A 24141-nucleotide genomic window follows, 5' to 3' on the forward strand; every position below is an offset into this window, starting at 1 on the left:
TCTCTTCCTCCTTTAAATCGCTATTTCACGAAGGCGCTCAAGCAGCTCCTCCACCGTCATCTCCATGCCGGACCAACTCAATAATTTGTGGTCCACTGTCACATCCGCGTGGAGCTTCAAGAGCTTCGCAAGCTGCCCCGTCGCGTTGCACTCCACGTCTATGACGACCTCGGCTTTTCGCAAGAATCCCTCGACGGAGCTGTGAAGCGGGAAGGGTTGTTTGATCTGGAGGAAAGCCGTCTTGGGCCGAGCGAATCGAAGTAGCGCCTCTTCTATGATGTAGCGCGTGGACCCCCACCCTACCAAGAGGAGATCATAGTTATCGTCGCCGTAAAGGGCTGGCGGGAGGGAGGCTTGCGCGAGCCCTTTCAGCTTTCGCAGCCTCTTGGCGTTCATGGCTGTGCGGATCTTGGGGTCTTCGTCCATGTTCCTGCCGGTGTCGCCATGCTCGTTGCTGTCGAAGGCTATTAGGCCTTCGCCGTAGCCCGGTATCCCTCTTGGCGAGACGCCGTCATCGGTGATGAGATAGCGTTTGTAGTCTTTGTCGGTTTTTACGATGTGTTTTTCTACCCTCAAGCCGTCAAAAGAGAGCCTTTGGGTGTTATAGGAGGAATCCAAGAGATATTGATCCGTTAGGACGAAGACAGGCACTTGGAAACGGGCGGCCAGGTTGAAAGCGTGCTGAGTCATGTAAAACGCCTCTTCTATGGACCCGGGGGCGAGGATTGCCCTGGGGAACTCCCCGTGCCCAGCATAGAGGGCCAGTTCCAGGTCCGCTTGCTCCGTGCGTGTGGCGAGTCCCGTAGCTGGGCCGGGTCGTTGTCCCAAGTGGATCACCATGGGACTTTCTCCTATGCCTGCCAAAGACAGCCCTTCGCTCATCAGGTCAAATCCGCCGCCCGAGGTCGTCACCATTGCGCGCCCGCCGGCATACCAGCCGCCTATGGCCATGTTCATTGCGGAGATCTCATCCTCCGTCTGCTCGGTTACAATGCCGAATTCCTCGGCCTGCTGCGATAAAAAGGAGAGCACTCCCGTCGCTGGAGACATGGGATAGCCGAACGCCATGTTGCAACCGCCTGCTATAGCTCCGAGCGCCACGGCGTCGCTTCCGCTCAGTAGATATTCGGAAGCGGCTTTTGTATCGCGGTCCACCTTGACCGAGATCTCCTTAGCCAGGTCGCGAGCGATCTCATACCCCTTGCGGGCCGCCTCGGCGTTCTTCGAGACTACGTCGTTGCCCCTCGCCCCGAAGCGCTCCTCGAAAAAGCCTTCCATCAAGGAGAAGTCCACGTCGAAGAGGGCAGCTACTATTCCTGCGGCTATTACATTTGCGTAGACCGGATTTCCCAATTCCTTGGCCATCGACGACAGTGGGACATGGAAAAAGCGAAGGCCGTGCCCGGCCAGCTCGTCTCCCATCTCTTCTGCGTCGCCCACGATCACTGTCCTATCGCCTATGCGTCCCTTTAGGTAATCCCTTAGGCCTTTGTTCAGGCACACGAGGAGGTCGATCCGATCCACGAAGGCCCTCACCCTCTGCGAAGAGACGCGGATTTCGGTAGAGTTGTTTCCGCCTCTCACGCGGGACATAAATTCGCGGGTGGCGAAGATGTGGAACCCGCTTCGCTTTAGAACCTTGCCCAAGATCTCCTCCGCCGTCTGTATACCCTGGCCGGCTGCTCCAGTTAAGACGACAGAGACGTCTCTTTCTCCTTCGCGAGGCAAGAGAATCATCGACTCACACTCCTTTACTTTGGGGTCTGTATAAGCCGATTATATCAAAAACTTGAAAAGGCTTCAAAAATAGATTGCCGGCGGGAAACAGCCGCGCAGGCAACTTACAGTTACAGGAATGTTGCGACCTTCGAAAGCCCTTCTATGCCGTCTACGTCGGTATCGAGCAAAGGGATCTCAGTTATCCAAAGGCCGGAGAATTTCGTGCGCGCCTCCGCCAGATATTTTTCCTGGATCGCCCGTCGCTTCTCCAAGAGGCCTCCGGCTTCAGGGGGAATTACCTTGTTTATGACGATGCCGTCTGCTGCTATTCCGTATTTGCGAAGGATAAAGAGAGCTTTTGCGGTCTCAGCTATGGGCAATTTCTCTGCGTTTATGACGAAAACGAAGCTCGTAACAGAAGGATCCGTCAGGATAGCCCGTGCCTTCTCAAAGCCGGCCTTCCTCTTCTCTAAGACCTTTATGATGGGGTCATCTCTTGAGCCGCTCGAGGCCATCCTGAGGAGTTTTACGGCGCGACTCCTGCGCGCGATGAGGCTATCCATCCATGCCCCCAATATCTCCGGCAGGGTGAGGAGTCTCAGCGTATGGCCGGTAGGAGCCGTGTCGAAAACGATGAGGTCGTAGGGATTTCCTGCCTCGTCCATCAACTCCACGAACTTATCGAACGTGGCAGCCTCCTCGGAGCCGGGCGACAGGTACGCCGCGTCTATCTGCCTTTCTATCTCCTGGATAATGACGCTGCTCACCACGCCCTGCATCTGCTCTTTGACGCGGGTGATGTATTTCTTGGCCTCTTCTTCGGGATCTATCTCTATGCCGTAAAGCCCCCGGGATATAGGCCTTTCTTTGGGCCCTATGGCGACGCCGAAGATGTCCGACAGAGAATGAGCAGGGTCGGTGGAGGCTATGAGGGTTTTCCTCCCGTCGCACGATGCGCGCAGGGCGAAAGCCGCCGCGCATGTAGTCTTTCCTGTGCCGCCCTTGCCTCCGAAGAAGACGAAGCTGCGCCCTTTTAGTTTTTCTGCCAGTTCTCCCATTCTTGCGCTTCCTTTTGTCGCCTCGCCGAGGCGACGTCGCTAACATCAAAAGTTAAATTGGGCAGCCTTTTCCTCTATCACCGAACCCCTATTCTGGATCCTCCTCTCCCATCCTTCAATCTCTGGAGCCAGGTATGGTAAGAGCTCTAAGGTGTAATAAGAGACGGGGTTTGGGATACCCAGCAGGTCGCCGTAAAGGATGAGGAAGAAGTTGTCGTTGGCGTCGAATGCCTCCTTGCGCGTGATCGCATTTTCTGCGGGAGCCTTCAGGATCGCCGAAAATACGTCTTTCAGGAAGGAGATCGCTTTTTTCACAAAATTACCTCCCATGCTTTCAAAAAAAGGGGGGCGGTGCCCCCCCTTTTTGAATCGCTAAACCGGTGCTCCGGCCCTTTTCTTCTTCCCCGTGAGGACGTTGTAGGCGAGGGCTATGAGTATGATCGCCAGAATGAAAAGCAGCGCGCCGAAGAAGACGAGCGCATAGTTTCCGCGGGCGACGTTGTCCCTGATAAGGAAGCCCAGGGCCGTCAGCGTCACGATGAACATGAAAATCATGGGGAAGATGAGCATCTTGTTGTTTTTCCCTGCATTTGCAAGCCAAGCGGCCACGGCCAAAAGTGCCACTGCCGCCAAGAGCTGGTTTGCAGAACCGAACATCGGCCAGATCACGGACCAACTCGTGAAGGCAAGCCATACAGATATTGCCACGGTGACTATTGATGCTACATACCTGTTAGCCAGAAAGCTAACTGTGGTGACGGGCCTTGCCTCTGCAGCCTCGGCCTGAGACGGGGTTGCGGCTGTGGCGAAAAACTCCTGAAAGGCGAATCTCCCGAGCCTCGTAGCCGTGTCGAGCGTGGTCAAGGCAAAAGCCGAAACGGCCAAAGCCGTAAACGTTTTCCCTGTGGTGGCGTCCAAGCCGAAGCTCGTCATAAACGTGGCAAGCCCGGTGGCGAAGACGTTTACGGGGCCTCCCTTCAGCAGTGCGCCATAGTTTTCTTTAGTCAAGTATACTGCAGTCAATGTCGCCAGTATCGCGAGGACGCCTTCGATGAGCATGCCGCCATAGCCTATGACTTTTGCATCCCCCTCTTTATCCAACTGCTTGGCCGTTGTACCGGAGGCCACAAGTGAGTGGAAGCCCGATATGGCGCCGCACGCTATGGTTATGAACAGCATTGGGAAAAGATAATTCGATCCCACCTTGAAGCTCGTTATGGCAGGCATTTGGATAGTGGGGTGGTATAGTATTACCCCGATTACGCCGCCTAAAATCATGGCGTAAAGCAAAAAGGAGTTCAAGTAGTCTCTCGGCTGGAGCAGTATCCACACAGGCAGAATGGACGCCGCGATAATATAAAACGAAAGTATGATCAGCCACGCGGTTTTGGAGAGGTGAAGGGGCATGTATACCCCTAACACCACGCACAGGAAGAGTATAACTACCCCTACGATAGTGCTTAAAAACAGTGGAGCGTTGCGCCTATATATGGCGAAACCAAACACCACAGCAAGAGGCATGAACAAAAGCGATGATGTGGCCGCCTGAGGCGTAGAAACGAAGGTGTCCGCTACGATATTTCCGAAGGCCGCTATGATTAGCACGAGTGTGAGCCATGAGAAGAGCAAAAACAACCTCTTAGCGGCTGTGCCCACGTTAAGCTCTATTATCCCTCCTATTGACATGCCCTTATGTCTTATCGATGCCAAAAGCGACCCAAAATCGTGGACGGCGCCGAAGAAGATATTGCCCAAGATGATCCAGAGCGTAACGGGTATCCAACCGAAGGTCGCCGCCAAGATTGGCCCGTTGATAGGCCCCGCGCCGGCTATGGAGGCGAAATGGTGCCCCAACAACACCGGTGCCTTGGCGGGCACATAGTCGACGCCGTCGTACATGGTGTGCGCCGGCGTCTCGCGCGTTACGTCCAGCCCCCACTGCTTTCCTAACCAACCCGCGTAGTAGACGTAAGCCAAGGCAAAAAGGATTATTGCAATCACCAACAGTAAAATTCCACTCATTCCTACTCCACCTCCCTTTTAGATATATTACCGTTTTATACCGTCGCTTCGCCGACCTTAAAGTCATCGACCACCTGCCTTCCTCTCCCGTTTGCGACGACGCTGCCGGTAGACAGGTCCACGGCTAAAAGCCTCACCTCTTGCCACCCTCTGAGGCCGAAGGCGTGATATTTGACGTGCTTGAACTTTTTGACGAACCGCTTCACGTCTTCTTCTATGGGGGTTTCCGATATAGCCGCGCCGGTTACGATTGTGCACATATGCTCTTCATTGGGCCTCGCCCTGCGATGCGCCTCTCCGACGAGCAACTGGGCGAAACGCTCAGTCTCCTCTAATGAAAACTTATCATAATACTTGATCATACGATATTCATGGGCCTCGTAAGCATCCATCACCATCGTGAGGAGATGACGTTCGGTCCTTGCGTGAAATTCAGCGACTATGTCGAAAAATTCTCCTCCGATCCTGCGATCTCTGAAGACATCGAAATATAATGCATGCTTTTTCTCCAGCACTCTCAGGTATTGCTCTTTGTCCATTGCTTTCACCGGCTTGTAGTATAACATATAATGACTAATTATTCTATATTTTGACTCATTTTTTTCTATGCGAGGAGGTTCGATCGATGGAAGGTTTTTTGCTTTTGATACCTATGGCGGGCAGCATCGTAAATGCCCTTTCTGTCGTCGTCGGGAGCCTGATAGGCCTTGCCGTCCGCTCAAGACTCCCAATGCGCTATTCGAACATCGCCTTTCAGGCCATAGGGCTTTTTACCCTTTATCTCGGCGTCCAGATGGCCACAAGCGCCAGGAACGTCCTCGTCTTGATATTCAGCCTCGTCGTGGGCTCCATTCTGGGCGAGTTTCTGGCCCTCGAAGATCGGATCAACGGGGCTGCCGAACGCCTCAAGCGAAGCTTGAACGTCGGCGAGAGCAGCTTTGTCGAGGGCTTCATGACCGCCTTTTTGCTCTTTTGTATGGGCTCCATGACGATATTGGGGGCCTTTGAGGAGGGATTGGGTGGCTATCCTCGTCTGCTTTTTGCCAAGTCATTTTTGGACGGAGTTTCCTCCATAGCCCTGTCGGCCTCTTTAGGCGTGGGTGTGATATTTTCCGCTATCCCACTCCTCATCTATCAGGGCGGTTTGACGCTGTTTGCCCATGCGCTGCGCTCCCTCCTCTCAGAAGCGGTGGTCGCTGAAATAACAGCGGCGGGAGGCATAATGCTGTTGGGTTTGGGCCTTTCGATTTTGGAGGTAAAGCGCCTGCGCGTCACAAACATGTTGCCGAGCCTATTGGTGGCGGCGCTGTTGGGATTGGCCTTGCTCAATTAAACGTGTGCCTTTGAACGGTGGGACAGGTCGCCCTCAGAGGGGCGTTTTTAAGATTAATCAAAGTCGACGACGTCTGCTATAATAAAAGCGATAAGAAACTATGGGGAGGGAACGAATGATGAGGAAGTTTCGCTGCCTCACCTGTAAGTATGAGTTCGAAACGGAAGAAGCACCGGCCGTTCTCAAGTGTCCGAAATGCTTGAACCGCTTCGTGGAGTTGGTTTCGGGGGAACCGCTGAAAGGTAAGCCCTGGAGCAGCAAGACCTACAGCGTTAAGAAGTAGTGCGCGTAGCGGCCTTTATCCTGGCCTCGCCCGTCGCAGACCCTCAGACCTAACGGGGACCTTGACATGGTTTTGGGACTCTCGCTGCTCGAGGGTTGCGTTGAAAGCGGTGAGGAAGAGCTGTGGAGTACCAGCTAAAAACTGAAAGAGGCAGGTTCCTTTCGGCCTGCCTCTTGGATTTTCTTGGTAGCCCCAAGGGGATTCGAACCCCTGTTGCCGGACTGAGAACCCGGAGTCCTAGACCACTAGACGATGGGGCCTCCACTCTTTGGCTGGGGGAGGTGGACTCGAACCACCATTGCGTGATCCAGAGTCACGTGTCCTGCCAATTAGACGATCCCCCATTGGCGAGGATGATAATAGCATGAGATCTTTTTTCGCGCAAGGCCCAAAGGGTGCCCAGGTTTAAGACATGATTCGCTCTCTTTGTGTTATATTGAAGTCCCTTTTGACAACGTCTTCGAAAGGATATAAAAATTTAGGTGTTACCAAGCCGAGATAAAGGGGGAGGAGAAGCGATGAATTGCGGCATTCCTGTAGCTAAAGATACGTATTGGGTCGGCGTAAACGATCGCCAGACGGACCTCTTCGAATCCATATGGCCCCTGCCCAGAGGGGTCTCTTATAACGCGTACCTGGTGGCAGACGAAAAGGTGGCCCTCATAGATACGGTGAAAAACTGCTACGAGGCGGACCTCATAGGGAAGATTCAAGGCATATTGGGGAAGGATCGCGGCGTTGACTACCTGGTTGTAAACCACATGGAGCCCGACCATTCCGGGGCCATCAAGGTGCTCAAGGGTTTTTTCCCTCAGATGAAGATCGTGGGCAATGCTCAAACCAGAGAGTTTTTGAAGAGCTTCTACGCCGTAGACGATAGCAATATCCTGGTCTTTAAGGACGGGGAGAGCCTGGACCTCGGAACGCACAAACTCTCTTTTCATTTCATACCCATGGTTCACTGGCCCGAAACCATGGTTACTTTCGACTGGGCGACCGGCGTTGCTTTCACGTGCGACGCCTTCGGCGGCTTTGGGACCCTCGACGGCGGCATCTTCGACGATGAGGTCGATATGGGCTATTACGAGGGTGAGATCTTGCGCTACTTCTCCAACATCGTCGGCAGGTACGCCCCTCAAGTGGAAAAGGCGATCGATAAGTTAAAAAGTTTGGATTATAAGATTATAGCTCCCTCTCACGGGCCCATACACCGCAAAAACCCGAACTATATCGTGGGGCAATACGCGAGGTGGAGTCGCCACGAGACCGACTGCGGTGCCGTAATAGCCTTCGGTTCCATGTACGGCAACACGCAAAAGGTGGCCGAACAAGTTGCTCGAGCGCTGTCGGCTGAGGGGATAGAGCATATCATTCTTCACGATACTTCTCGGAGCCATCCGTCTTTTATAGTGAGGGACATATGGCGGTACAGCGGTCTCGTGTTGGCAGCTTGCACGTACAACATGATACTTTTCCCGCCTGTGCAGACGCTCGTCGAACATTTGAAGAACAAAAACATGAAAAATCGTATCTTGGGGGTTTGCGCTTCCTACAGCTGGAGCAAGGGCGTAGCGCTTAAAGCCTTGAAGGAGCTTGCCGCATCCGGCGGATGGGAGCTCTTGGAGCCGCAGGTGGAGGTGAAATCCTCCCCCGCGCCGGAAGACCTCGAACTGTGCAACCAGTTGGGCAAAAACCTGGCGCAACGCCTTAAGGCATGTCAATCTACGGCTGGTTAGCGCTGACTTGACCTGCGGTGTATAAGTGTGGTAGAAAATGTGTGAAGAGAGCGCAAGTTGGTGAGGATGTAGCATTTGGGGCGTAGCCAAGCTGGCAAGGCAGCGGACTTTGGATCCGCGATTCGCAGGTTCGAATCCTGCCGCCCCAGCCATTTTTGAGAGATAGAGGGGAAGCTTATCGCTTCCCCCATTTTATTGTGCTTTGCGCGGCACTTTTTAGAAATTGTGCTGCGAAGCGAGGGTTAGCGTGTAAACTTATTGTGTGGACTTGTGGCGTTGAATTTAAGAAAATGGGGGGAGAAAGGCGCAAATGGGGAGGGTAGGTGCTCTTGTCCTGGCTGCTGGCAAGGGGACGCGCATGAAGGGAAGCCTTAGCAAAGTGATGCTCCCGGTATTGGGAGAGCCTATGCTCTATTATCCCTTGAGGGCTCTCAGCGAGGCCGGCATAAAGGACATAGCTGTCGTAGTCGGTTGGGGCGGCGAGGCGGTGGAGTCATACCTGGCCTCCAGATGGCCAGATGTGGCGGTGCTCTGGCAGAGAGAGCAGTTGGGTACCGGACATGCCTTGATGGTTGCCGAGCCTTGGTGGGCATCGCTTGATGAGCTGCTCGTTTTACCTGGCGATGTCCCGCTCGTCGGCGCAGATGTATTGGAGGCACTGTCGAGGCGTCATATGGACGAGATGACCGAGGCCACCTTTTTGACCATGACCCTCGACGATCCGTCAGGCTACGGCAGGGTGATCCAGGTGGACGGAAGGGTGCGCATAGTCGAGGACAAAGATGCCTCTCAGGCGGAGCGTTCGATCCAGGAGGTCAATAGCGGCATATATGCCTTCAACGCGGCTTCTTTAGCGGATTTGATCCACCGCTTGGATAACGATAACGCCCAAAAGGAGTATTACCTCACTGACGTGGTTCGATTGCTCTCTGCGGATGGAAAGCGCGTGGCCGTGTTGAACTGGCCGGATCCCGAAGAGCTCATGGGAGTCAACGACCCCGTTCAGCTCGCTCAAGCTGCTGTCATGCTGCGAGACAGGTTGCTTTACCGTTGGATGAAGGAATTTGGCCTGAAGTGCCTCGATCCTAACAGCGTGTGGATCGGCCCCGAGGTCTCCTTCGAGGAGGACGTGTGGATAGATCCGTGGGTCGAGCTGTGGGGCAAAAGTTCAATCGGGGGCGGCAGCCGCATCGCCAGCTTCACCGTAATAAGGAATAGTAAGCTCGGAAGCGGCGTGCAGGTGCGCGGACATGTGGTTATGGAAGATAGCGTCGTGGGCGATGGTGCCGCTATTGGCCCCTTTGCGCATCTTCGTAACGGCGCGGAGGTTGGCGAAGGGGCTCACGTGGGGAAATTCGTGGAGATCAAGAATTCCACCATAGCTCACGGCAGCAAGGTCCCCCATCTTTCTTATATAGGCGATGCTGTCATAGGCGAGGAGACGAACATAGGAGCCGGAACGATAACGTGCAACTTCGATGGCCGCAGGAAGCATCAAACACGCATAGGTGACCGTTGTTTCGTGGGCAGCGACACGATGCTCGTGGCTCCGGTGTCGCTCGGCGACGATTCATATACCGGGGCGGGGTCGGTCATCACGCGCGATGTCCCAGAGGGCGCCCTCGCCATAGCCAGGGCGAGGCAGCGCAACCTGAAAGGATGGGCAAAGAAAAAGAAGGAGGAAGAAAGGTAGATGGCGGATAGGCTTAGGGAAATAAAGATTTTTTCTGGTAGCGCCCATCCGGAGTTTGCCCAAAGGGTGAGCGAAAACCTTCGCGTGCCCCTCTCGAGCGCGAAGGTCGGCAGGTTTTCCGACGGCGAGGTCAGCGTCTCAATCGAAGAGAGCGTCAGGGGTGCAGACGTCTACGTTATACAGCCGACCTGCCCCCCGGTGAACGAAAACCTAATGGAACTGTTAATCCTCATAGATGCGCTCAAGCGGGCCTCGGCCTATCAGATAAACGTGGTGATGCCCTACTTCGGCTATGCCAGGCAGGACAGGAAGACGCGGTCGCGAGAGCCGATCACGGCGAAGCTCGTAGCGAACCTTTTGGAAAAAGCCGGAGCCAATCGCGTCATATCCGCCGACCTCCACGCGGGGCAAATACAGGGTTTCTTCGATATCCCGGTTGACCATCTTACGGCCATTCCTCTTATGGCTTCTTACTGCCACAAAGCGCTCAAGGAAGAACTTAAGGAGGGGAAAGTGGCCGTGGCCGCGCCCGACATAGGCGGCGTGGTCAGGGCGCGTCGCTTTGCCCTTCAGATAAATGCGGATCTCGCTATAATAGATAAGAGGCGCTCCTATGAGGTGGCCAATTACTGTGAGGTCTTGGAGATCATAGGCGATGTGAGGGGCAAGACTGTCGTGATGATCGACGACATGATAGACACGGCAGGAACGGTCTCTAAGGCGTCTGAGGCGCTGATCAAAAGAGGGGCCGAAAAGGTCTACGTGTGCGCCACTCACGGCATTTTGTCCGGGCCGGCCATAGAGAACTTGAGCAAGCTCGACGAAAACGGCAGGCCCTTTATAGACCAGGTGGTGCTCACGGACACGATCCCCTTGCCCAAGGAAAAAAGACTGGATAAAATCATACAGCTTTCGATAGCCTCGCTATTTGCGGAAGCCATAAACCGAGTCCATTCGGATCATTCGGTGAGCATTCTCTTCAGATGAGGGAGATGGTGTGCGGTGTCGATGGTTAATATAGAGCTCAAAGAGAGAAGTGTAGTGGGCAAAGAGGGGAACAAAAAGCTCAGAGCTCAAGGGTATGTGCCGGCGGTGTTCTATGGCCCGAATTATAGTGAGGGCCTGCCCGTGCAGGTGGTGGAGAAGGAAATAGAACCCTACGCCAATTCGGCGCACTGGGAGACCGTGATGTTCGAGGCGCTTTTGCCGAACGGGGGCAGGGAGATGGCCATAATGAGGGAGATCCAGCGCAATCCCGTCACAGACCGGATCCTCCACATCGACTTCTATCAACTGATCAAAGGCCATACGGTGGCTGTCGAGGTTCCCGTCGAGCTCATCGGCAGGGAGCGGTGCGAAGGGGTTAAGAAGGGCGGAATGTTGGAGCAGTACGTACACGCGCTTGAGATAGAGGTACTGCCCGCGCATATGCCGGATGTCCTGAGGGTCGATGTCTCCTCCCTCGACCTCGGCGGAGCGATTCACGCCTCCGATGTCCCTTTGCCCGAGGGTGCCGCGCTGCTTTCTGATCCCCAGGCCTTAGTGGTAGCAGTATACGTCCCAGCAGCAGTTGAGGAAGCGGTTACAGAAGAGGTCCCCGTCCAAACCGAACCTGAAACGATCAAAGTAAAGGGCATAAAGGAGGAAGAGGAGTAGAGAGGGTGAGCCTTCGCCTCTGCGTGGGGTTGGGAAACCCCGGCCCTCGTTATGCCATGACGCGACACAACATGGGATGGCTCGCCATTGATGCCCTTTTGGAGCATTTAGAGGTATCGACTGAGGCTACGTTTGCCTGCTCGGCCATGCTTTGGGGGCCATTGAGTTGGAAAGAAAGAGAGCTCTTGCTCTTGAAGCCCATCACTTATATGAACTTGAGCGGCAAGGCGGTAAAAGCCGCCTCGGCTCGGTTTAGCGTTCCCGCTGAGCATATTTTAGTGATCTACGACGATGTCGCGCTGCCGTTCGGGCGGCTCAGGCTGAGAGCAGCGGGGAGCGCAGGCGGGCACCACGGCATGGCTTCGATTCTCGGCGCCATGGGGACGCTTGCCGTGCCAAGGCTTCGCATAGGCATAGGTTCGCCGGCAGATGGCGATGTAGCCTCTTGGGTGCTCAGCGACTTTGTCGATGAAGAATTGGCCCAGTTGCCTGAGGTGATGAGCCGTTGCGTGCAGGCGGTTGAGGCGTGGTTTTCTATGGACGTGGAGAGGGCTGTGTCTTATGTGAACGACAGATTGCGGGGGGGATCTTCGTAGAGAGATGCCACATCAGGTTGCCGTAGGGGCTGCTTCCACGCGCCTTTGGGATCTGGATTCTGGCCTGTGGGCTGCGGGGGAAGCCATTTCTCTCCTTTCGGAGGGGGCGTCCAGGCCTTGGATATGCAGGGATCCTGAAGGCCCCTTACTTGTCGTGTTGCCCGATTCCAGGCAGGCGAAGGAGTTTTCAAGCGACTGGAAAGGGCTTTTCGGCAGGGCGCCGTTTTTGCTAGAGGAATTACCTCTCCTTCCCGAGAAGGTCTTACAGCAGGCCATGTGGGTCAGGAGAGGCGAAATGCTCCGCCAATGGTATAGGAGCGGCGGTGTCCTCGTAGCCACTCCGGGGGCCTTGGTCGCTCCATTTCTGCTTGCTGAAACCTTCTTTGCGCTCGCAGTAGGAGAAGAGGTAGGGCGAGACAGGTTCATCAGGTGGCTTTCCGAAGCCGGTTACGAACGAGTCGATGTGGTGTGGGCACCCGGTCAGTTTGTGGTGAGAGGAGGCATAGTGGACCTCTTCGATCCGGGCTTGCGCCATCCCTTGAGAGTGGAATTTTTCGACGAGACCGTAGAATCGATGCGCGCCTTCTCGCCGGAGAACCAGCGCAGCCTCTATAGCCTCGAAGAGGTCGAGCTCTGCTCGCTGACGGGCGAAGAGGAGCGCTCGCTGCTCGACTTCTTGGCGGAGGACACCCATATCGTAGTCTTCGACCCGGACAACGTGGAATCGCAGGCCGATTCGTTCTTGTGGTTGTGGGAAAACCTGCGGGAGGAAACCCGGTCCCTCCCCGCCCTTTCGTCTTGGCAGGAGCTTTTCCTCTCCCTGGCCCGTTTTCCGAGGCTTCGCGTTTCGTCCGCTGCCGGCAAGGGGGCGCGCTTGCCTGTATCTTCCTTACCGACCTTCCACGGCAGATTCGAGGAGGTAGAGGGGTTCCTCAAGCTTTGGAAGGAACAAGGTTACGAAGTTTGTCTCTACTCCAAAAACGAGGAGCTAAAAGAATGGCATCTCGCTCGCGGCGTCGAATGTCGCGCCGCCGACATCTCCTGCGGCTTTATAGATCACGCCGTGAGGAAGGTCTTTTTGGCGGGGTCCGCCCTCGGCGATATCTACCTTGCGCCGCAGGAAGAAGCGATACGTCCGCCTGCCGACTGGGATGAGGTCTTATCTGTAGGGCAGTGGGTGGTCCACGAGGATTACGGAGTGGCGCAGTTCCTTGGCACCCAGCCCGTAGAGGTGGACGGCGGACCTCAGGAGTTCTTGAAGCTCGAGTTCGCCGAGGGAAAGCGCCTCCTTTTGCCCGCCTTTCAGCTTTATAAAATTTCACCTTATGTGTCACCTTCAGGTTTAGAGGCATCTCCGGACCATCTGGATAGGAAGACATGGAAGCGTTCCCTCGAGAGCGCCAAGCGGAGGGCTGAGGAGGCGGCTAAGGAGCTCGTCGAGCTTTACGCCAAAAGAGAAGGGTTAAAGGGTTACGCCTTTCCTCCAGATGGCGAACTCCTTGCACGCTTCGAGCGCACCTTTTCCTACGACGAGACGCCAGATCAGCTCAGGGCAATTGAAGCCATAAAGAGGGATATGGAAAGCCCGCTGCCGATGGATCGCCTTGTCGTGGGCGACGTGGGTTACGGCAAGACAGAGATAGCGATGCGGGCCGCCTTTAAAGCCGTAGAGGGCGGCAAGCAGGTGGCGATTTTGGTTCCCACGACGCTCTTGGCTCAGCAGCATTATGCGACCTTCAAATCTCGCCTTGTAGGTTTTCCCGTATCCGTTGAGGTCCTATCCCGCTTCGTCCCTCAACGGCGCCAGGCGCAGATCTTGCGCGATGTGGAAGAGGGAAAAGTGGACATCTTGATAGGCACTCACAGGCTGCTGCAAAAAGACGTGCGCTTCAAGGACCTCGGCCTCGTTGTCATAGATGAGGAGCATCGCTTTGGCGTGAAGCATAAAGAGCATCTAAAGAAGATGAAAAGCCAGGTCGACGTGCTCGCCATATCGGCCACGCCCATACCGAGGACGCTTCACATGGCTCTCAGTGGATTGCGCGATATATCCGTGATCTCCACGCCGCCCAAAAACAGGCGCCCCGTCATAACGGTGGTCAACCCGTGGAGGGATGAGCTCGTCAAGAAAGCCATCGTGCGGGAGATGGCGCGTGGGGGACAGGTCATCTTCGTACATAATCGCGTGCAGAGCATAAAGGAGTGTGCCGCCAGGTTGCGGGCGCTCTTGCCGAGCGCGAGGATAGGCATAGCCCACGGCCAGATGGAAGAAGGTCGCCTTGATAAGGTCATGGTGGACTTTTTGGACGGAAAATTGGACGTTTTGGTCTGCACCACGATAGTAGAAAGCGGACTCGACATAGCGAGGGCCAACACGCTCATCGTCGACGACGCAAAGCGGTTCGGCTTGGCACAGCTCTACCAACTGCGCGGCCGCGTGGGCAGGAGAGACGAGCAGGCCTTCGCCTACTTCCTTTACCCTGCCGAGCATCCCCTGTCTCGGGAGACCCAGGAGAGGTTAGAGGCCATAGCTGAGTTCACCGAACTCGGCTCTGGGTATCAGCTTTCCTTAAGGGATCTGCAGATCCGCGGCGGCGGCGAAATGTTGGGCCTGTCTCAGCATGGCCACGGGGACAAGGTCGGCCTCTATCTGTATTACAAACTCCTTGAGGAGGCAATACTTAAGGCCAGGGGAGAAGCAGCTCGGAAGGTTGCCTTGGTAGAGGTTAAACTTCCCTTGGGCATACCTCCGTCTTACATACCCCAGGACAGCGTGAGGGTCGCGCTCTACCGCAGGCTCTTAAAGGCGGATTCGGGACCAGAGGTGGATGAGCTTGCCATAGAGATCGGGGATCGCTTCGGCCCGCCGCCGGAAGCGGTGCGCCTTCTTTTGGCTTGCGCTCGCTTGCGAGCGCAGCTCCACCTCGTTGGGGTAGAATATGCTCGCTGCACTTGGGATGAAACGTTGGTTACGGGTGAGGCGGAAGGGCTTAAATCTTTAGTCTCGGGGCTTCCAGGTTGGGTCGTTCAAGGCAACAAAGCCATAGGCCCAGGAGGCCCAAGAGCCGTTATGGCGTTGGCCTCTCGCCTCGAGGCGTTCTCTGCAGAAGGGATATCAGGCCGTTGACGGACGGGGGGATTGGCATGTGCGAAGGCGAACTCTTCGAAAGGATCGTCGCTATAATGAAACGCCTCAGATCTCCGGACGGATGTCCCTGGGATCGTAAGCAGACGTTTCAAACCCTGACATCGCATGTCATAGAAGAGGCGTACGAGCTCGTGGATGCGCTGGACAGAGAGGACAAAAACGGCATGTGCGAGGAGAGCGGAGACCTGCTGCTTCAGGTGGTCTTCGTCTCGCAGTTGGCGGAAGAGGAAGGGCTTTTCGATATAGCTCAAGTGCTGAAAAGGCTCGAAGAAAAACTGATCCGCCGCCACCCCCATGTCTTCGGGGATCTGAAGGCGGCCGACAGCGACGAAGCGAGACGAAACTGGGATCGCATAAAGGCGAGCGAGCGCGCCGATAAGGAGGACAACTCCGTAATAGCCGGAGTGCCGCGCGGCATACCTGCGCTCCTCAGGGCCTTTCAAATCCAGGAGAGGGCTGCAAGGGTAGGTTTTGACTGGCCGAAGGAGGGTCTATTGCCCCTTTGGGAGAAGATTTCCGAGGAGGCACAGGAGCTCAAGTGCGCCATAGATGGAGAGTGCTCAGAGGAGATAGAAGAAGAGGTAGGGGATCTTCTCTTCGCGACGGTGAACCTGTCGCGCCATCTGGGTATCGACCCGGAGCGAGCCCTTCAGCGGACGAACGAAAAGTTTTCGACTCGCTTTCGGTTTATCGAGGAGCGCGTGAGGGAGAGTGGCCGCCAGTGGAGCAGCTTCTCATTAGAAGAACTTGATTCGTTGTGGCGATTGGCCAAGACGAAAACTTAAAAGTCGAGGTGAAACGACAGGATGATGAGTGACAAGGGATTTGGAGAGAATGCAACTCAAAAGACAGTTGGCATCACGGAAACATCGTTGAGGGATGGACATCAGTCCCTCATGGCCACGCGCATGCGCACAGACGACATGCTCCCCGTGGTCGATATGATGGACGAAGTGGGGTTTCACTCTTTGGAAGTGTGGGGAGGGGCCACGTTCGACACCTGCATGCGATTCCTCGATGAGGATCCGTGGGAGAGGCTCCGCACGCTGAGGAGGCACTTCAAGAAGAGCAAACTTCAGATGCTGTTGCGCGGGCAGAACGTCGTAGGTTACCGCCATTATGCCGATGACACAGTAAGAGAGTTCGTGAAGCGCGCCGTCGGCAATGGCCTCGACATCATCCGCATCTTCGACGCCTTGAACGACTTGCGCAATATGGAGATAGCTGCGGATCAGGTCAAGAAGGAGGGTGCCCACCTTCAGATGGCGATCTCATATACCATATCGCCGGTCCATACGCTTGAAGCCTTCCTTCAGATGGCCCTCGACATGGTCAGCATGGGGGCGGATTCCATATGCATAAAGGACATGGCTGGCCTGCTCGGCCCCGTGGATGCCTACAACTTGGTCAAAAACATAAAAGAAAAGGCGAATGTACCTGTTCAAATGCACACTCACTACACGAGCGGTTTGGCCTCTATGGCGTATATGGCAGCTATAATGGCCGGGGCCGATGTGGTCGACTGTGCCATTTCTCCTTTCGCTATGGGAACGAGCCAACCTGCGACGGAGACCTTCGTCGCAGCCCTTCGCGGTAGCCCTTACGACACCGGCTTAAACCTGGGAAAGCTGATCCCCATAGCGGAATACCTTAAGAAGGTGCGCGAAAAGTACAGCCATCTCTTCATGGGAATGCAAGGCGTGGATGTGAACGTCCTCGCCTACCAGATTCCGGGCGGCATGTATTCCAACTTCGTAAGCCAGCTCAAGGAGCAAAACGCCTTGGACAAGCTCGATACCGTGCTGAAAGAAGTCGAGCGCGTGCGCCGCGAGATGGGCTACCCGCCGCTCGTAACGCCCACCAGTCAGCTCGTGGGGACGCAGGCCACCCTGAACGTCTTGGTGGGGGAGCGGTGGAAGGTGGTGCCCAGGGAGGTACAAAACTATTTCCTTGGGCTTTACGGCAGGCCACCTGCTCCCGTTGACCCCGAAGTACAGCGCAAGGTCATCGGCGATCAAGAGCCCATATCGTGCCGACCTGGCGAAGTCATAGAGCCGGAACTCGAGAAGGCGAAGGAAGCGATCGAACCGTGGATCTTGCAGCCAGAAGATGTCCTATCCTATATTCTCTTCCCGGCGGTTGCAAAGGACTTCTTGGTCCGCAAATACGCCAGGACCGTAAAGCGCGACGTAGGGTTGGGGGAGGCGTTGGAAGGGGTAGCCTATCCCATGTAAGCTGCGAGTGATATAATAACAGCGAAAAAGGAAGAGATGTTGCCATAAGGAGGTTTATGGCGTGACCGTAGAGAAGATTCAGGAAACCATCGATAAGGACATTCGCCCGGCGCTTCAAAGCCACGGCGGAGATGTGGAGTTCTTGGGCTACGACGATGCTACTAAGACGGTGCGTATTCGTCTCACTGGGGCTTGCGGTTCGTGCCCCTTTGCACAGGAGACGCTTCGTCTTCATGTAGAAGCGACCTTGAAAAAAGCGTTCCCCGAGATCTCCAAAGTAGCGCGGGCATAAAACGAGGGTAATTGCAGAAAGGCATGGCAGGCTACATTCGCAATAAAGAGGCAGAGACCATTCCGTCGTCGCGGACTTTAGTGGTTCCCGGCGATGATGCCCTGAGGTTGCTCTTGGGGAAGCAGGATGAAAATCTGCGCATCCTCGAAGAGCGGTTCCCGGTGAGAGTTGTGGTGCGGGGAAACGAAGTCACCGTGCAGGGGAAAGACGAAGATGTGGTGTCCCGCGTGGCCGATTTTCTGGAACAGATCATAGACGCGGCCGAACACGGACATCGTATCGCACCCTCCGACCTGAACTACGGCATGGACGTCCTGGCAGAGGGCGAAGTGGCGAACATGCGCTCGCTTTATGACGATGTGGTCTGTGTCACCACTCGGGGTAAGCCTGTGAGGCCCAGGACGTTGGGGCAAAAGGCTTATGTCGAGGCCATGAGAAAGAACGACGTGACGTTTTGCATAGGACCGGCGGGCACCGGAAAGACATATCTGGCTGTGGCCATGGCTGTGACTGCCCTGAAGGGTGGCCAAGTGAGCCGCGTGGTATTGGTGCGTCCCGCCGTGGAGGCCGGGGAGAATTTGGGGTTTCTGCCCGGGGACTTGAGGGAAAAGGTCGAACCCTACCTTCGTCCGCTATACGATGCCTTTTACGATCTTTTCCCGCCGGAGCGTTTCCTGCGCTACGTCGAAAAGGGTGTTATCGAGATAGCGCCTTTGGCCTATATGCGAGGGCGCACGCTGAACGAGAGCTTTATCATCCTCGACGAAGCCCAAAATACCACCACCGAGCAGATGAAGATGTTTTTGACGCGCATCGGGTTGGGTTCCAGGGCCGTCGTCACGGGCGACATAACGCAGGTCGATCTTCCGGCAGCGAAGGAGTCGGGCCTTAAGGCTGTCCAGAAGGTCCTCGTGGAGATACCGGGCATAGCTTTCGTCATGCTCGATGCTCACGATGTGGTGAGGAACGAGATCGTACAGAAGATCGTGAAGGCTTATGAGATTTACGAGCTACAGAAAACCGAAGGGTAAGGGGCATCATTGGTCCACCATCCCAAGCGGCAGGGCAATGAGCCAAAAAGAGGGAGAGCTGCCCGATCCCCGCTTTAAGCGTTTCGCGATCGGCATTCTCGTAGTGGTGGCCGTGCTGCTTGCCTGTGGCAGTTGGCGCATTGAGGTTGGGCGTAGGGGGTTTGTCGTTGGACGCCCTGCGCCCAGAACTTATGTCGCTCTTCGTCCGATGACACATGTAGATGAGGAATCTACCGCAGACCTTCGAGATATGGTCGCATCGAGGGTTATGGGTGTCTATGTGAGGGATGGGCTTATAGTAGTGGATGAAAAAGCCACCGAGCGCCTGAGAGATGAGATCAGGCGAACGATCTCGCCTATAGAGCGCCACATTTCCCCCGGTGATATCTTGGTCAGCAATGGGGAGGTTATAACGCCAGCCGATGCCGATCTTCTCGCGAGGCAGGGATACCTCTCATCTGATTTCCCCTGGAGGCGTCTCCTGTTGACGGCTTTGGTGGTGGCGCTGTGGAGTTATTGGCAATTTCACTTCACTGCGGCTGAAGGCAACAAGCTTGCTCTCAGGGAGGAAAGCTATCTGCTGGCGCTGGTGATCGTCGGATGGGCGCTACAGTTTTTTGCAGGAGGCCTTAAATACGAGGCGACGCCCCTTGGATCCTTGCCGGTAGCGGGATGGAGTTTTCTCACACTGCCCGCGGGGATGGCGTATCATCTCGTGACCAGTGCGGGCGTGATGGGCCTCTTGATCGTGATGAGCCTGGAGTCCCTGGAATTGATGGTGGCCTTGCTCGTCTTGGCTGTAATCGGCTTCTTGGGTTATTCACTGCTGCGCTGGAAGACCGATACGCGTTTTAAGCTGTGGAAGGGTCTTTTTGCCTCCGGCTTGGTGGGGGTTTTGATGTGGTCCTTGGCGGCTTGGAGCTTACAACGGCAGATCATGCTGAAAGATATGCTGGTTTTGGCCGCGTTTGGCGCCGCTTTTAGCGCCTTGGGCGTTCTCTTGCTTCCGGTCTGGGAAGAGCTCTTCGGAATCTTGTCGCCCATTCGCCTTATGGACCTGTCTTCCCCTGCTCATCCTCTTTTGAGACGCCTCGAGGTGGAGGCACCAGGCACGTATCATCACTCTCTCATAGTGGGGGCTCTCGCCGAAGGCGCTGCCAGCAAATTGGGTTTAAACAGCCTCCTCGTGCGCGTTGGAGCGTATTATCATGATATAGGCAAGCTCAAACGCCCTCATTTCTTCGTGGAGAATCAGCTTCAAGGCTCGAACGTTCATGATGACTTTTCGCCCACGCTTTCCGCCCTTTCGATAATAGCTCACGTCAGAGAGGGGTTAGAGGTGGCCAGGGAGTATCATCTGCCCAGCAGGATCTGCGACTTTATCACGGAACACCAGGGCACCGGTTGCCTGACCTACTTTCATCAGAAGGCCCAATCCATGGGGGAGAACCTTCCCAAGGAGCAGTTCTGCTACCCTGGACCCCTTCCCAGCTCTAAGGAGACCGCCTTGGTGATGCTGGCCGATTCGACAGAGGCGGCAGTGCGGGCGCTCGACATCAGCGGCAAGGAAGTGGCCCATTTAGAAGAAGTCGTCTCTCGGGTTGTGGAGAACAAAGTGCGCGACGGGCAGCTGAAGCGCGTGGATTTTACGTTGAGAGAGCTGGAGATCGTTAAAGAGGCCTTTGTGGCTGTGCTGCGCTCCATGTACCACACGCGCCAGGTCAAGGCCATAGAGGAGGAGAAACCGCTTCTGGCGTTAGCCTCGTCGGAGAGGGCGATTTAACATGGCCCTCAAGGTCGATATCTCCGGGACAGAACTGGTTGAGGCTGCCATTCCCCTTCGGGAATCGTGGGAAAAAGATATAAGAGAGCTCTTTTTGCAGATACTGGCCGATGAGGGGTTAGATGTGGATAAGGACAACTTTTACATCTCCGTATCTTTCGTATCAAGCGGAGAAATGCGAGAGCTCAACAGGCTTTACAGAGATATCGATGCCCCCACGGATGTGCTTTCCTTTCCGTTGTGGGAAGATATGGAACTGCCAGAAGGATGGGGCGAAATCGCCTTGGGAGATATAGTTATTGCGCCGGATGTAGTCAAGGAGAACGCCTCGAATTCGGAGCTTTTCCCTGATAGAGAGCTGTTCTTCGTCTTGGCGCACGGGTTGCTTCATCTTTTGGGGTGGGATCACCAGGACGAAGAGACCGAGTCGACGATGATCGAGCGACAGGAACAATACCTTGAGCGCATTTTTTAAGAAACGACACAAATTCGAGGAGGAATAGGAAAGTATTGGGCGAAGACCTTCCTGAAAGTATCTACCTGCTGGTGTTCTTGTTGTGCTTTTCGGCCTTCTTTAGCGCCAGCGAAAGCGCTATAACCGCTGTGAGGCGGAGCAAACTCTTGAGCCTGACAGAAAACTTCCCTAAGCGGAAAAAAGTGTTGGATTGGCTCATAGAAGATATCCATCGACCTCTCACGATCACTTTGATCTCAAACAACCTGGTCAATATAGCGGCCAGCTCTGTCGCGACTTCTATTGCGGTGGCCTTTTTTGGCGACAAAGGGATATTCTTGGCCATAATCGCCATGACCATTCTCATCGTGGTCTTCGGGGAGATTCTGCCAAAGAGCATAGCCATTGTCCATGCTGATAAGATGGTCCTCTTGGCCTCGCCGTTGCTTAGGGTTTTGAGCATACCCCTTTCTCCCGTGGTGTGGTGCCTTGTGGGCATGGTTCGTGCAATAGGCAAGGCCTTCCACATAGAAATGAGTCCCCATCGCGTGACGATCACCCGTGAGGAGATAGAGCAGATGATCAAAGCCGGCGAGGCTTCCGGCAGCCTGGAGGCGGATGAAGAACGGATGATCCGAGGCGTGATCGAATTCGAAGAGACGAGGGTTTACGAGATTATGGTGCCTCGCACGGATATGGTGGCCATCTCTTCGACGACCCCTATAGCGCAAGCGGCGCGCACGTTCTGCGAGTGCGGCCACTCTCGTTTGCCGGTATACGAGACCGACACAGATCACATTGTGGGCATACTTCACGTCAAAGATATCCTGGAATCCTTGGCCTCCGGAAGAGCCGATGATCCGGTTTCGTATTTTATGCGAGAGCCCCTCTTTGTGCCGGATAGTGCGAAGATCTCCGAGGTCTTCGACACGATGCGCACCAAAAAGGTCCACATGGCGATAGTTGTCGATGAGTACGGCGGCACGGCCGGGCTCGTGACGTTGGAAGATCTCCTCGAGGAGATAGTGGGCGAGATCCAAGACGAATACGACGAGGAAAGTTTGCCCGTCGTCAAGGAATCGGAGAACAGCTACCTGGTGGAAGGACAGCTCAACTTGGACGACCTGTCCGAATATTTGGGTTATCCCTTTGAGTCGGAGGAGGCGGACAGCGTTGCCGGCTTTGTCCTGGCCTTAGCGGGGCGCTTCTTGGAGCCTGGCGAAGAGGTGAGATACGGCCCTTGGACCATTGAGGTGGTAAACGTAGAGGGGTATAGAGTTAAACTCCTTAGGTTTCGCAGGGAGGAGGAGAGGGAAGAAGAGCCCCAAGGATCTTAAAGATGTTGCGTTTAGCGCAACATTTTAGCTGAGGGCTGGATGAAGCATCCGAGCCCTTTTTATGTGATGTATGAAGATGTCGAACCGGAGGTTTTCGGATGGAAGCGAACTCTCTTAGCGATTTTAGATCTGGTTTTGTCACGCTTGTAGGAAGGCCTAACGTGGGTAAGTCTTCGCTGATAAACGCGATAATGGGAGAAAAGATAAGCATAATCTCGGACAAGCCTCAAACTACCCGCCATCAAATTCGTTGCATTTACAGCGCAGAAGGTGTCCAGATCGTGTTTGTGGATACGCCAGGCCTACTGCGACGTCCGCGCCACAGACTCGGAGAGTTCATGGTCGACGAGGCAGTGCGATCGCTCGAGGGCGTCGACGTAGTTTGTTATGTAGTCGAAGCGGGCGATAGAGAAATATGCGGGGACGACATGGCGATCGTCGAGATCTTGAAGAAGACATCGACCCCCGTCTTTTTGGTGGTCAATAAGATAGACTTGCTGCAGAAAAAAGGGTCGTTTTGGCATGCCGTGGCCTTATACCAGGATCTCGTGAAACCTAAAGAGATAGTGCCCGTATCGGCCGTGACGGGCACGAATCTGGATATCCTGATCGAAAAGATCATCAGCTACCTGCCACAGCAGCCCCCTCTTTATCCGGAGGATATCGTCACAGACAAAGATGAACGCTTTATAGCTGCGGAGACCATCAGAGAGAAGATCTTTCTCCTTACCGGCGAAGAGGTTCCCTATAGCGTGACCGTGGATGTGGAGGAGTATAAGACTCCCGAAGAGTATCCCGACAGGAAAGCGGTCTACATTCGCGCCACGATATATGTGGAGCGTGACGGGCAAAAAGCGATCATAATCGGCTCTGGCGGGAAAATGCTAAGGGAGATCGGGCGGCTGGCCAGAGAGGAGTTGGAGTTCAAGTTGGGGCATAAAGTCTATCTTGAGCTTTGGGTAAAGGTGAGGCCGCATTGGAGAAAATCGGAAAGAGAACTCCGCAGACTCGGCTATCGCGCATAGGAGGATGCGCAGTTGGAGTCCATAAAGCAGGGTTTTTTCAAGGCAAGGGGAACGGCGTTGCGGAGGGTAGAATCGAGGGAGGGAGACCTGTCTCTTTACCTCTTTTTGGAAAAGACAGGCCCTATCTGGGTTGCAGCGCCCGGTGCCGCCAAAGGAAGGCGGCGCTTCGGCGGAGCGGCAGAACCGCTGATCTTCGGCATTTATTCCCTTTACAGCGGACGGAATCGCCTTTATCTTAGAGATATCGACGTGAAGGAAGATTTTTGGACGCTTCGCAAGAAGCCTCTCCACTTGAGGGGCGGCCTGGCGCTCGCCAAATTGATCGTGGATTATCTTCCGCCCAATCATCCATGTAACGAGCTGCTCTCTCTCTTTTTCTGGGCTCTCCGGTCGCTCGAAGATGGCGTAAGCCCGGACATCGTCAAGTGGCGTTTCCTGTGGCGTTGGCTCAAATATTGGGGCATTGCCCCTGACTTCGACCGCTGCGCGAAGTGCGGCGCTCCCCTTGAGGATGCCCGGTGGGGAGGGGAAGGGTTTTACTGCTCCAACTGCAGCGAGCCGGGGACAGGTATTTCGTTTTCCGGAACGGCCTTGCAAGAAGTGCGAAGGGCTGCTATCCTGTCACGAAGAGTTTTTGTAAAATGGACTACGCAAGAAGAGCCTTGCTTTTCTAAATGGAGCGAATTGAACGAAAAACTTGTCTATCTTTTGGAGAAAGAGAGACGTTGACGAAGGAGCTCG

Annotated in this window: 22 protein-coding genes and 3 tRNA genes; 18 read left to right on the forward strand and 7 right to left on the reverse strand. The window is 55.0% G+C overall.

Annotated elements, in window-relative coordinates:
• Positions 1-12 precede the first annotated feature (12 nt).
• The 5 genes from EZM41_RS08400 to EZM41_RS08420 form a co-directional block, all read right to left on the reverse strand.
• Positions 13-1737 (reverse strand): 2-oxoacid:acceptor oxidoreductase subunit alpha, encoded by a 1725-nt coding sequence (locus EZM41_RS08400; protein ID WP_198470666.1) that lies wholly within the window; start codon positions 1735-1737, stop codon positions 13-15.
• A gap of 110 nt (positions 1738-1847) precedes the next feature.
• Positions 1848-2777 carry an ArsA family ATPase gene (locus tag EZM41_RS08405; RefSeq protein WP_198470667.1) on the reverse strand — a complete coding sequence of 310 codons (930 nt, stop codon included), beginning with the start codon at positions 2775-2777 and terminating at the stop codon, positions 1848-1850.
• 45 nt (positions 2778-2822) lie between these two features.
• Positions 2823-3092 carry a hypothetical protein gene (locus EZM41_RS08410; protein WP_342449271.1) on the reverse strand — a complete coding sequence of 90 codons (270 nt, stop codon included), beginning with the start codon at positions 3090-3092 and terminating at the stop codon, positions 2823-2825.
• A 57-nt stretch (positions 3093-3149) separates the two neighbouring features.
• Positions 3150-4799 carry a carbon starvation CstA family protein gene (locus EZM41_RS08415; protein ID WP_198470669.1) on the reverse strand — a complete coding sequence of 550 codons (1650 nt, stop codon included), beginning with the start codon at positions 4797-4799 and terminating at the stop codon, positions 3150-3152.
• Positions 4800-4834: 35 nt separating this feature from the next.
• The gene (locus tag EZM41_RS08420; RefSeq protein ID WP_198470670.1) at positions 4835-5365 is read right to left on the reverse strand and encodes a hypothetical protein; all 531 of its coding nucleotides are present in this window, start codon (positions 5363-5365) and stop codon (positions 4835-4837) included.
• A gap of 59 nt (positions 5366-5424) precedes the next feature.
• Between EZM41_RS08420 and EZM41_RS08425 the strand changes: the two genes are divergently transcribed.
• Both EZM41_RS08425 and EZM41_RS08430 read left to right on the forward strand, forming a co-directional pair.
• Entirely contained in the window at positions 5425-6132 is a 708-nt protein-coding gene (locus tag EZM41_RS08425) for a DUF554 domain-containing protein (protein ID WP_198470671.1), read from the forward strand.
• A 118-nt stretch (positions 6133-6250) separates the two neighbouring features.
• Positions 6251-6415, forward strand: a complete 165-nt coding sequence (locus EZM41_RS08430; RefSeq protein WP_198470672.1) for a hydrogenase expression protein HypA/HybF — start codon at positions 6251-6253, stop codon at positions 6413-6415.
• 184 nt (positions 6416-6599) lie between these two features.
• Here EZM41_RS08430 and EZM41_RS08435 read toward each other — a convergent pair.
• A tRNA-Glu gene (locus EZM41_RS08435) sits at positions 6600-6675 on the reverse strand.
• Positions 6676-6684: 9 nt separating this feature from the next.
• Positions 6685-6759 (reverse strand) — tRNA-Gln (locus tag EZM41_RS08440).
• A 174-nt stretch (positions 6760-6933) separates the two neighbouring features.
• On the opposite strand from EZM41_RS08440, the gene EZM41_RS08445 reads away from it, so the two are divergent.
• The 16 genes from EZM41_RS08445 (at position 6934) to recO (ending at position 24129) form a co-directional block, all read left to right on the forward strand.
• Positions 6934-8151, forward strand: coding sequence for an FprA family A-type flavoprotein (locus EZM41_RS08445; RefSeq protein ID WP_198470673.1), 1218 nt, complete (start codon positions 6934-6936; stop codon positions 8149-8151).
• Between the two features lie 76 nt (positions 8152-8227).
• A tRNA-Gln gene (locus EZM41_RS08450) sits at positions 8228-8303 on the forward strand.
• Between the two features lie 158 nt (positions 8304-8461).
• Positions 8462-9844 carry a bifunctional UDP-N-acetylglucosamine diphosphorylase/glucosamine-1-phosphate N-acetyltransferase GlmU gene (gene glmU, locus EZM41_RS08455; RefSeq protein WP_198470674.1) on the forward strand — a complete coding sequence of 461 codons (1383 nt, stop codon included), beginning with the start codon at positions 8462-8464 and terminating at the stop codon, positions 9842-9844.
• Complete coding sequence (locus EZM41_RS08460; protein ID WP_198470675.1) at positions 9845-10831, forward strand: ribose-phosphate diphosphokinase; 987 nt, start codon at positions 9845-9847, stop codon at positions 10829-10831.
• Positions 10832-10852: 21 nt separating this feature from the next.
• The gene (locus tag EZM41_RS08465) at positions 10853-11500 is read left to right on the forward strand and encodes a 50S ribosomal protein L25 (RefSeq protein ID WP_232619231.1); all 648 of its coding nucleotides are present in this window, start codon (positions 10853-10855) and stop codon (positions 11498-11500) included.
• A 5-nt stretch (positions 11501-11505) separates the two neighbouring features.
• Positions 11506-12096, forward strand: a complete 591-nt coding sequence (gene pth, locus EZM41_RS08470) for an aminoacyl-tRNA hydrolase (protein WP_198470677.1) — start codon at positions 11506-11508, stop codon at positions 12094-12096.
• A 4-nt stretch (positions 12097-12100) separates the two neighbouring features.
• Complete coding sequence (gene mfd, locus EZM41_RS08475; RefSeq protein WP_198470678.1) at positions 12101-15223, forward strand: transcription-repair coupling factor; 3123 nt, start codon at positions 12101-12103, stop codon at positions 15221-15223.
• Between the two features lie 17 nt (positions 15224-15240).
• On the forward strand, positions 15241-16029 hold the full coding sequence (gene mazG / locus EZM41_RS08480) for a nucleoside triphosphate pyrophosphohydrolase (RefSeq protein WP_198470679.1): 789 nt from the start codon (positions 15241-15243) through the stop codon (positions 16027-16029).
• A 21-nt stretch (positions 16030-16050) separates the two neighbouring features.
• Entirely contained in the window at positions 16051-17478 is a 1428-nt protein-coding gene (locus EZM41_RS08485; protein ID WP_198470680.1) for a pyruvate carboxylase subunit B, read from the forward strand.
• A 61-nt stretch (positions 17479-17539) separates the two neighbouring features.
• Positions 17540-17770 (forward strand): NifU family protein, encoded by a 231-nt coding sequence (locus tag EZM41_RS08490; RefSeq protein WP_198470681.1) that lies wholly within the window; start codon positions 17540-17542, stop codon positions 17768-17770.
• A 23-nt stretch (positions 17771-17793) separates the two neighbouring features.
• Complete coding sequence (locus EZM41_RS08495) at positions 17794-18801, forward strand: PhoH family protein (protein ID WP_198470682.1); 1008 nt, start codon at positions 17794-17796, stop codon at positions 18799-18801.
• Between the two features lie 37 nt (positions 18802-18838).
• Positions 18839-20584, forward strand: a complete 1746-nt coding sequence (locus tag EZM41_RS08500) for an HDIG domain-containing metalloprotein (protein WP_232619225.1) — start codon at positions 18839-18841, stop codon at positions 20582-20584.
• 1 nt (position 20585) lies between these two features.
• On the forward strand, positions 20586-21059 hold the full coding sequence (gene ybeY, locus EZM41_RS08505; protein WP_198470684.1) for an rRNA maturation RNase YbeY: 474 nt from the start codon (positions 20586-20588) through the stop codon (positions 21057-21059).
• 35 nt (positions 21060-21094) lie between these two features.
• Positions 21095-22375: a hemolysin family protein gene (locus EZM41_RS08510; RefSeq protein WP_198470685.1), complete on the forward strand. Its 1281-nt coding sequence runs from the start codon at positions 21095-21097 to the stop codon at positions 22373-22375.
• A 98-nt stretch (positions 22376-22473) separates the two neighbouring features.
• Positions 22474-23400: a GTPase Era gene (era, locus tag EZM41_RS08515; protein WP_198470686.1), complete on the forward strand. Its 927-nt coding sequence runs from the start codon at positions 22474-22476 to the stop codon at positions 23398-23400.
• A gap of 12 nt (positions 23401-23412) precedes the next feature.
• On the forward strand, positions 23413-24129 hold the full coding sequence (gene recO / locus EZM41_RS08520; RefSeq protein WP_198470687.1) for a DNA repair protein RecO: 717 nt from the start codon (positions 23413-23415) through the stop codon (positions 24127-24129).
• The last annotated feature ends 12 nt before the right edge of the window (positions 24130-24141 follow it).

Origin of the sequence: Acetomicrobium sp. S15 = DSM 107314 (assembly GCF_016125955.1) — a bacterium.
Taxonomy (GTDB): Bacteria; Synergistota; Synergistia; order Synergistales; family Thermosynergistaceae; genus Thermosynergistes; species Thermosynergistes pyruvativorans.